The 9576-nt window shown below is 70.6% G+C and carries 6 protein-coding genes and 2 pseudogenes; 7 read left to right on the forward strand and 1 reads right to left on the reverse strand.

What is annotated here, in order from left to right:
• The 7 genes and pseudogenes from V7D28_RS10920 to V7D28_RS10950 all read left to right on the forward strand — a co-directional run.
• A pseudogene (locus tag V7D28_RS10920) lies at nt 1-375 on the forward strand (CheR family methyltransferase); the annotation flags it as partial.
• Entirely contained in the window at nt 372-905 is a 534-nt protein-coding gene (locus tag V7D28_RS10925; protein WP_333587414.1) for a chemotaxis protein CheW, read from the forward strand. The pseudogene V7D28_RS10920 and the gene V7D28_RS10925, both read left to right, overlap by 4 nt.
• A gap of 2 nt (nt 906-907) precedes the next feature.
• Nucleotides 908-2563, forward strand: coding sequence for a methyl-accepting chemotaxis protein (locus V7D28_RS10930; protein WP_333587415.1), 1656 nt, complete (start codon nt 908-910; stop codon nt 2561-2563).
• A 9-nt stretch (nt 2564-2572) separates the two neighbouring features.
• Nucleotides 2573-4729, forward strand: coding sequence for a hybrid sensor histidine kinase/response regulator (locus V7D28_RS10935; RefSeq protein WP_333587416.1), 2157 nt, complete (start codon nt 2573-2575; stop codon nt 4727-4729).
• 26 nt (nt 4730-4755) lie between these two features.
• On the forward strand, nt 4756-5790 hold the full coding sequence (gene cheB, locus V7D28_RS10940) for a chemotaxis-specific protein-glutamate methyltransferase CheB (RefSeq protein ID WP_333587417.1): 1035 nt from the start codon (nt 4756-4758) through the stop codon (nt 5788-5790).
• Nucleotide 5791: 1 nt separating this feature from the next.
• A complete protein-coding gene (locus V7D28_RS10945) occupies nt 5792-7432 on the forward strand; it encodes a response regulator (protein ID WP_333587418.1) in 1641 nt (546 codons plus the stop codon).
• The gene (locus V7D28_RS10950) at nt 7429-9270 is read left to right on the forward strand and encodes a response regulator (protein ID WP_333587419.1); all 1842 of its coding nucleotides are present in this window, start codon (nt 7429-7431) and stop codon (nt 9268-9270) included. The genes V7D28_RS10945 and V7D28_RS10950 overlap by 4 nt, the downstream gene beginning before the upstream one ends.
• A 3-nt stretch (nt 9271-9273) precedes the next feature.
• Here V7D28_RS10950 and V7D28_RS10955 read toward each other — a convergent pair.
• A pseudogene (locus V7D28_RS10955) lies at nt 9274-9576 on the reverse strand (flavodoxin family protein); the annotation flags it as partial.

A 9576-nucleotide genomic window follows, 5' to 3' on the forward strand; every position in this document is an offset into this window, starting at 1 on the left:
GTTCGCGCCCTGGCCGACTCCGGGGATCTTTCCCAGGCCGCCGAGGCCTGTCGGGCCGCGCTCGGCGCCTGGCCGGAAGCTGCGGTCCTGCACTATTATCAAGGGCTGATCAGCCGCGCCCGAGGGGAAACCACCACAGCCGCCGGGGCCCTTCGCCGGGCGGTCTATCTGCAACCGGATTTTCTCATGGCTCAGTATCATCTGGCGCTGGCCCGCCTGGAACAGGGCGAAGCCGCCGCCAGTCGACGCAGTCTGGCCGCGCTGGCCCGCCAGGCTGCGCAGTTGAGCCCCACGACGCGCCTGTGCGAAGGGGAAGGCATGACCGCCGCAGATCTTCGTGAACTTGCCCGCCTTCAGCTGGAGGCGGAAGGTTGAAGGACCCCAAGCGCTCCGCCCGCAAGGCCCGGCCCGCGCCTTCGGGCCTGTCGCCCAGCGCCCGCCGGATCCTGCAGGAACGAACCCTGCGTCTGGCCCAGGCGGCTCAGGCGCCCGAGGCCACGGCCCGCGGGGAACCGTGGTTGCTCTGCCCGCTGGGCGACAACCTCTACGCCCTGCCCCTGCGCGAACTGGAACGGGTCCGGCCATTGGACCGCATGACGCCGCTGGGCGCCGCTTCCGGCGAAGTCGCCGGACTGGTGGCTGAGGGGGGCAAGATCAAGCAGGTGCTCGATTTCGCCCGGCTCCTGGGCGCCCCGCGCCCCCCTGGGGACCAGGGCTATCTCGCGGCGCCGGTCGCCCACCCGGACATCGTCCTTTGGCTGGGCGAACGCCCCCTGGCCATCGAGGCCGAACCGGCCGATAGCGGACAGGTCCGCGTGCTGACGTCCGGACCCTATGCGGGTCGCACCGCCGCCGTTCTCTCACTCGCCGACCTGCTGCGCACCACCGCCCCAACGGGAGCCTGACCTTGAGCATCGCCAACCGAATTCTTCTCGGATTCGCCGCCGTCATCCTGCTGGTGGTGGCGCTGGGCCTCTTCGGCCTGGCCCAGATTTCCGAGGTGCGCAGCGAGACCGCCCGCATCGTAAGCCGCGACCTAGCCTTCCTGCGCCAGCTCAGCGAGGTCCAGCTGCAGCAGCACGAGATGGCCGCCGCCGCGGAGAACGAGGTCGCCACCATGACTCTCAGCGGTCGCAATCCCAGCGTGGCCGCCACCCTCTGGCGCGCCCAGGCCGACGAGACCCAGCAGAGCCTGGACCAGACCATCGCCCTGGCCCAGCAGTATCAAGCCACCGCGGCCTCGGAAGAGCGGGCCAACGCCTGGCGCGATATCGGGGTCAGCCTGACCCGCAGCCGGGCGGTCCTGAGCGATCTGCGCCAGCAGGACGAAGCCCTCTTCGCCGCCCTCGCGCGGCGCGATCTCGACACGGTCGCCGCCATCCGCGAGAGCCTGCAGCTCTCCCGCAACGCCTTCCAGACCGAGATGGGGCGCGCCACCGGCCATCTGGATCAGGCCATTGAGCTGGGCCAGCGGCGGATCGACGATGTCTATCAGCTCAGCCGGCTGAGCACCGCCCTGGGCCTGGCCGGCGCTGTGGCCATCGCCATGGGGGTGGCCTTCCTGATCCGGCGCTCGATCATCCATCCCCTCACCAGCTTCATGGCCTTTGTGGAGCGGGTGGGCGAAGGCGACCTCACCCGCAAGACCGAACTCACCGGGGCGGACGAGCTGGGCCGCCTGGGCAGCACGCTGAACGCCATGGTCGACGGACTGAAGGACCTGGCCCGGCAGAACCGCGAGGCAACCGAGAACCTGAACGCCGCCACCGCGGAGATTCGCGCCTCCAGCCAGGAGCAGGCCGCCAGCGTCGAGGAGCAGCTCGCCGCGGTTCAGGAGACCGCCGCCACCGTCGATGAGATCACCCACTCCGGCGCCCAGATCGGCAAGCGCGCCCAGGAAGTCATCACCTCGGCCCAGGCCACCGCCCAGACCAGCAATGAAGGCCTTCGCGCCGTGGACGAAACGGCCCGCGCCATGGACGCCATCCGCGATCAGGCCGAAGCCGTGGCCGAGAACATTGTCGCCCTGAGCGAGAAGACCCAGGCCATCGGCGACATCATCTCGACGGTGAACGACATCTCCGAGCGCTCACATCTGCTCGCACTGAACGCGGCCATCGAGGCAGCCGCCGCCGGCGAAAACGGACGGAGCTTCTCTGTCGTGGCCTCTGAGATGAAGCTGCTGGCCGACCAGGCCAAGGACGCCACCACCCAGGTCCGCTCGATCCTGGGGGACATCCAGCGGGGCATCAATTCCTCGGTCATGCTCACCGAGGAGGCGGTCAAGCGGGTGGCTGCGGGCAAGGAGCGCACCGACACCACCCAGCGCACCATCACCGAGATCACCTCGCGGGTGCAGGAGAGCGTCCACACCTTCCAGCAGATCGTCGCCTCCACCAACCAGCAGCAGCTGGGCATCGAGCAGGTGATGGGCGCCTTGCAGAACATCCGTCAGGCCAGTCAGCAGACGGCGGTGGGCACCCGCCAGCTGGAAGAGGCCGCAGGAAACCTGGCGCGTCTGTCCCAGCAGCTTCTCGGCCTGGCCGAACGCTACCGGCTCTGACGACGCCCTGTGGCTGATCTTCGCGCACAACTGCTCGCCGCCTTCGATGTGGAGCATCGCGACCATCTGGACGCGGTGCGCCGGGCTCTTTCGAGTCCGGCCGACGCCGACCTGCGCGAGATGTTCCGCCGGGTCCATAGCCTGAAGGGCGCCGCCCGGGCGGTGGATCTGCCTCAGATCGAAGCCATCGCCCACCGGCTGGAGGAACAGCTGGCCGTGGTGATGGGCGACGGGGTCGGCCTGCAGTCGGCGACGGTCGATCTGCTCCATGAGGGCCTGGACGCCATTGAGGCCCTGGCTGCGGCGGCCAGCACGGGTGCTGCGCCCGACTCTGAAGACTCGCCGCCCGCGGCGGCGGCGGCGGCGAGCGGCGAACCCGAACCGCCGCCCCCCTCCCCCCCGGTCGAGCGCCAGGACCGGGCGCTGGAGATGGTGCGGTTGGATTCGAGCCTGCTGCAGCAGCTCACCGCGGCCACCCACGAACTGTCGGCCAAGGCCCAGGCGACCGAAAGCCTGCTGGAGACAAACCGGCGGCTGACCCAGGAACTCCAGGCGCTGCAGCGCCAGTGGCGCGACCTGCGTTCGCACGTCTCAGGGGCCGGACCGGCGCGGCTCCACGCCTTCGACAACGGCCTGGCCAGCCTCGCACGCGACATGGGCGACCTTTCCCGCCGCCACGCCCGCGCCGGTTGGGCTCTGGACCAGGGCCTGGAGGATCTTCGCCGGGTCACCGACGAGATCACCCTCACGCCAGCGGAAAACGTCCTGGGCGACCTCGGCCGCATGGTGCGCGACATCGCCCGCGACCAGGGGGTGGAGGTGGACGTGCGGGTGGAAGGCCTTGAGGTCCGGGCCGAACGACGCGTCCTGCAAGGCCTTCGCGAACCCATCATCCACCTGCTTCGCAACGCCGTCAGCCACGGCGCCGAACCGGTCGAGGACCGGCGCAAGGCCGGCAAGCCCGATCGGCTGCAGGTCGCTCTGGTGGCTCGCGTGGTGGGACGTCGGCTGGACCTGCGGATTCTCGACGACGGCGCCGGTCCTGATCTGGAGCGCATCGAAGCCGCCGCCGTGGCCCGGGGCCTTATCCCCGCCCGGGCCAGGGGGGCGCCCGCGCCGCCCGCCGACGACATCCTCGCCCTGGCTTTCGAGCCGGGCGTCTCGGCGGCCGCCGCGGTGGACCGGCTTTCGGGCCGCGGCATGGGGCTTTCGGCCGCCCACCAGAGCCTGGCCGCCCTGGGCGGATCGGTGCGCCTGAACCGTCGCCGCCCGGCGGGGGCGGAGGTGGTGGTCACCGCGCCTTTGTCGGCCGCCCGTCAGACGGTGATCCTGGTGGAGGCGGGGGGCGCGCCCTACGCCCTGCCGGGTTACGGCGTCCGCGGCCTGTGGCGCCTCAGCGTCGGCGCCCTGGAAATGGTGGATGGCGCGCCGAGCACACGGATACAATTCGAGGGGTCGGACATTGTGACCCCCGTGATCCCGCTGGCCGCCCTTCTGCATGACGCCCCGCTGAGCCCGGCCGAAGCCGGCGCGCATGTGCATGCCCTGCTTCTGACCCGCGGGGAACGTCGCCTGCTGCTGGCCGTCGACGCGCTTGCCGATGTGCGCGAACTGCTGATCCAGCCCCTGGAGAGCCCGCGCGCCCTGCCGGGCCTGACCCTTGGGGCGGCCCTGGCGGCCGACGACCAGCCGGTCTTCGTCCTCAATCCCGACGCCCTGATGGAGCGTTGGATGCGCAACGCCCGGCAGATCTCCGCCTCAGGCCTTGGCATCGCCCAGGCCGCGGCGCCGCAGGCCAAGCGCACGGTGCTGGTGGTGGACGACTCCATCACCACCCGCACGCTGGAGAAGAGCATTCTGGAGGCCCACGGCTATCAGGTCCGCCTGGCCGTGGACGGAATCGACGCCCTCAACATCCTTCGCAGCGGCGAGGCCGTATTCGATGTGGTGGTCGCCGATATCGAAATGCCCAGGATGGACGGATTTTCCCTGCTGCAAGCCATCAAGTCCGACGCCAGCCTGGCCCGGCTGCCGGTGATCCTGATGACGTCCAGGGATGATCCCGCCGATGTCCGGCGGGGTCTGGACCTGGGGGCCGAGGCCTATATCACCAAGCAGAAGTTCGACCAGCGCGAGCTTCTGGCCACGATCGGGCGCATGATTTGAACCCGTCGTCCGCCCCCGTACGAGTCATGATCGTGGAAGATTCCCTGGTCGTGCGCCAACTGCTGACGCACATCGTCGGCCGCGACCCTCGCTTCGTGGTGGCCGCCGCCGTGCCGTCCGCCGAAGAGGCCCTGGCCTGCCTGGAAGACGCGCGTCCCGATGTGATCTCGATGGATATTCGCCTGCCCGGCATGGACGGACTGGAAGCTACCCGCCGGATCATGGCCGAGCGTCCCACCCCCATCGTGGTCATCGCCGACGCCGTCGACGATTCCCTGCGCATCTCCATGAACGCCCTGCGCGCGGGCGCGCTGACGGTGGTGGAGAAGCCGGCGGGCCCGGCCAGCGCCAGCTATGAAAGCCTGGCCGACACCATCTGCACCCAGTTGTTCATCATGAGCAGCGTGCCGGTCATCCGCCGCCGCCAGATCGGGCGGCCGGACGGCCCCTCCATCGCCCGCGCCCCCATCCAGACCGGCGCTTTCGAGCAGATGGACTATCTGGCCCTGGCCGCCTCCACCGGCGGGCCGCCAGCCCTGGCCAAGGTGCTGGGCGGCCTGCCCCGGAACCTTCCGGCGGCGGTGTTCGTGGTTCAGCACATGGGCGCACCGTTCATGGAGGGGTTCGCCCGCTGGCTCGACGGGGTCTGCCCCCTGCCGGTCGTGCTGGCGGAGAACGGCCTCACCGCCGAGGCCGGCCAGGTCTATGTGGCGCCCGGCGACCGGCACATGGCCGTCCGCGCCAACGGCGTGATCCGCGTCCTGGACGAGCCCCCCGTGGGCGGCCAGCGTCCCGCCGCCAACGTCCTGTTCGACTCCCTGGCCGAGACCGCTCCCCGAAGGACGGTGGGCGTCCTCCTCACCGGCATGGGCGAGGACGGGGCACGAGGTCTGGCCCATCTGGCGGGCGCCGGCGCCCACACCATCGCCGAGCACGCCAGCACCGCGGTGGTCAACGGAATGCCCGGCGCCGCCGTGCGCCTGAAGGCCGCCCGCGACGTCCTGCCCCTGGATCTGGTGGCGCCGCGCCTGTTGCAGCTCTCGGCCAAGGGGCGCCTCTGACATGCCCCACCGCCCGCAGGTGCTCGTCGTCGAGGACTCCGAGACCCAGGCCCTGGCCATCCGCAGCCGGCTGGAGGCGGAGGGCTATCGGGTCGAAACCGCCGCCAGCGCCGAAGCGGCGCTGGAAAGGCTCAATGACGCCTTGCCGGACCTGGTGGTCGCCGACTTTCACCTGCCCGGCATGGACGGGCGCGAGCTGTCGCGCCAGCTGCGGCTGAACCGGCGGACCCGCACCCTGCCTCTGCTGATGCTCACCAGCGCCCGTGAACAGGACCTTGAGCGCCAGGGCCTGGAAAGCGGCGCCGACGCCTATGTGGCCAAGTCCGCCGACATGGACGTCCTGCTGGCGCGGCTGCGGGCCCTGCTGCGGCGCGGACGGCAGACGCCTCATCCCCCCGGCGACGAAACAGGAATGGCGGGGGGCTTCCGCCTGGCCCGCGCCCTGGTGGTTCACGACAGCCCGACCCAGCGCCTGCGGCTGGCGGCGGCCCTGGCCCAGGCCGGCTATCAGGTGGTGGAGGCCGGCAACGAGGCTGAGGCCCTCTCGGCCACGGCCGAAGCGCTGGACTGCGTGCTGCTGCCGGCTTCAGGCGTCGGTTTCGACGGCCTGGCCCTGTGCGGGCGATTGGACCGGCGGCGCGACGGCCTGCCTGCGCCTTTCCAGATCGCCGTGCTCGCCCCGCAGAACGCGCCGCCAGAGACGCTTTCAGCGGCTTTCGACGCCGGCGCCGACGACGTGGTCTCCGCCGGCGAAAACGACGATGTGCTGCGGATGCGTATCCGCGCCCTGGTGCGCCGCAAGCTGCTGGCCGAAGAGAGCCGCCGGGCCGAGGAGGCCGAAGCCCGCGCCGCGGCGGCCGACAAGCTGGCCCAGGCCAATGCCGAACTGGAAGCCGCCAATCATCAGCTGCGCGAGGCCCAGGCGCAGCTGGTCCAGTCCGCCAAGATGGCCTCCCTGGGCGAACTGGTGGCCGGCATCGCCCATGAGATCAACAATCCGCTGGCCTTCATCCTGGGGCATCACGGCACGGTGGAGCGCCTGACCCGCGAGACCCGGGCCGGCGAAATCCCGCCCGCGGCTCAGGCCGCCCTCGACAAGGCCGCCGACCGGCTGGCCGCCATGCGCCTGGGGTTGGAGCGGATCCAGAGCCTGGTGATGAACCTGCGGAAATTCTCCCGCCTCGATGAGGCCGAGAGCCAGCGGCTGGACGTCCCCGACGCCATCGAGACGGTGCTGGCGCTCCTGGCGCCCAAGCTGGGCGGTCTGGAGGTGCGGCGCAGGCTGGAGGCGAGGCCGTTCATCAACGGCTCCCCGGCCCTGCTCAATCAGGTGGTGATGAACATTCTTTCCAACGCCGCCGACGCCCTGGCCGGGTCCGGCGTCATCGAGATCGCCACCTACGAGGCCGAGGGCGGCTACCGGATCGAGATCAACGATTCCGGCCCCGGCATCCCTGAGGGAATGCGCGACCGGATCTTCGAGCCCTTCTTCACCACCAAGCCGGTGGGCGCAGGCACAGGGCTGGGCCTGGCCATCGCCTACGCCGTCGTGCGAGCGCATAATGGCGACATCGAGGTCGATCACGGCCCGCTTGGGGGCGCGCGCTTCGTGATCAACCTGCCCCTGGACGCCGCCGCATGACTCCCGCCGCCACCCTGCTGATTGTGGACGACGAGCCGGACATCCTGGTGGCGCTGCAGGATCTGTTCGAGGCTGACTATCGCGTCCTGACGGCCAATTCCGGCCCTGACGCCCTCGCCCTGCTCGCCGCGGGCGAGCCGGTGTCGGTGATCATTTCGGACCAGCGCATGCCGCAGATGGCCGGGGACGCCTTCCTGAAGGAAGCGCGGGCCTGGACCGACGCTGAGGCCATTCTCCTCACCGGCTATGCGGACCTGGGGTCGGTCACCCGCGCCCTGAACCAGGGCGGCATCGTCGGCTATGCGGCCAAACCCTGGGAGCCGGAAGGCCTGCGGGCCATGGTCGCCTCAGCGGCCGAGCGCCATCATCTGAAGCGCGCCCTGAACGAGGAACGCTCCCTCCTTCGCGGCCTGATGGCCCACATGCCTGCGGCCATCGCTGTCAAGGACGAGACGGGGGCGGTCGTCCGCATGAACGCCCGCAAGGCCGAGGCTGTGGACCAGACCGAAGGCGTCAGCGCCTCCCTCGCCCTGGAAGAGGCCGAAGCGCAGGCCCGGGCGGCCGGGCGCACCGTGGTTCTCCTGGAGGAGATCGAGACCTCCGGCGGGCCGCAGTGGATCGAAACCGCCGTCGTCCCGGCGCCCGACGACAGCGGCGCCATCCGGCATCTGGTGGTTCTGGAGCGTGACGTCACCGAAGAGAAGCTGGCGGAGATGCATCTGCGCCAGTCCGACAAGCTGAGGGCGCTGGGAACCCTGGCCGGCGGAGTCGCCCACGACTTCAACAATCTGCTGACCGCCATCATCGGCAGCCTGGAGCTGGCGGCCCGTCGCATGGGGGACGAACAGGCCCTGCGGCGCTATCTCGACAACGCCACCCTCGCCGCCCAGCGGGGCGCCAAGCTGACCCAGAGGCTGCTGGGCTTCAGCCGCCAGACCGAGAGCCGCGGCGCCGAGGTCATGGCCCTGGGCGACCTCCTGGGCGAGACCCACGACCTGGTGGAACGCACCCTGGGCGGCGGCGCGCGGGTGATCTGGCAGGTGGCCGATGACCTGTGGATGGCGGCGGTGGAGCCGGACCAGCTGGAGCTCGCGCTTCTGAACCTCGCGGTCAACGCCCGTGACGCCATGCCCGATGGCGGAGTGATTACCGTCCAGGCCGCCAACCAGATCCTGGAGGCGCCGGCCCCGGCCCTGAATCTGCCTGCGGGCGAGTATGTGGTGCTGAGCGTGCGGGACACCGGCGAAGGCATGAGCCCCGACCTGCTGGGCCGGGTGCTGGAGCCCTTCTTCACCACCAAGCCGGTGGGCAAGGGCACAGGCCTTGGCCTGCCCATGGTCTATGGCTTCGCCCAGCGTTCGGGCGGCGCCCTGGAAGTCCTAAGCGAGCCGGGCGTCGGCACCGAGGTGCGGATCTATCTGCCGCGCGCCGCCGCGCAGGACGCGGCACCGGCCGCCGCCGAACAGACGGACGCCGCCCAACGCCCCGGTGGACGCCGCTTGCTGGTGGTGGATGACGAGGCCGCCGTGCGCGCCGTCACCGCGGGCTTTCTGCGCGATCAGGGCCACGAGGTGGTCGAGGCCGGCAGCGCCGCGGAGGGTCTGGAAGCGCTGGGCCGAGACGCCTCGGTCTATGACGGAGCGGTGGTCGACTTCGCCATGCCCGAGGTGAACGGCGTGGAGTTCGCCCTGCAGGCCAGGGCCCGGCGCCCCGCCCTGCCGATCATCCTGCTGACGGGTTATTTCGACGTGGACGTGCCCACCGATGTCGCCGTCGTCCACAAGCCATTCTCCAACGCCACCCTGCGCGCGGCCCTGGACAAGGCGCTCACGCCGTAGCCGTCAGAAAACGCCCAGCTCCAACCCAGCGGCCAGGCCGGCGCCCATCTCTCGGCAAAGGGCGAGGTCGGCTTCCGGAAGGGTCTTGGGGGCCCAGATCGCTTCCGGCGTCTGGGCGTGGGTGCAGATGATCAGAGGCTCGGCCGCCTGACGCAGCCGCCAGCCCAGAGCGATCCGGCTCATCTGGCGCACCGCCCCTTCCCCGTCGCTGCCGGCGCAGACCATGAGCGCGTAGGGCCGACCATTCAGCTGATCCAGCCCGTCATAATAGGTGCGGTCGAAGAAGGCCTTCATCTCCCCGGAGAC

The sequence above is a fragment of the Phenylobacterium sp. genome (assembly GCF_036723115.1).
Lineage (GTDB): Bacteria > Pseudomonadota > Alphaproteobacteria > Caulobacterales > Caulobacteraceae > Phenylobacterium.

What these genes read in the sequence shown, in the direction of transcription:
- V7D28_RS10945 (WP_333587418.1), top strand. Translation starts at nt 5,792, where the DNA reads ATGCCCCACCGCCCGCAGGTGCTCGTCGTCGAGGACTCCGAGACCCAG.
- cheB (WP_333587417.1), top strand. Translation starts at nt 4,756, where the DNA reads ATGATCGTGGAAGATTCCCTGGTCGTGCGCCAACTGCTGACGCACATC.
- V7D28_RS10950 (WP_333587419.1), top strand. Translation starts at nt 7,429, where the DNA reads ATGACTCCCGCCGCCACCCTGCTGATTGTGGACGACGAGCCGGACATC.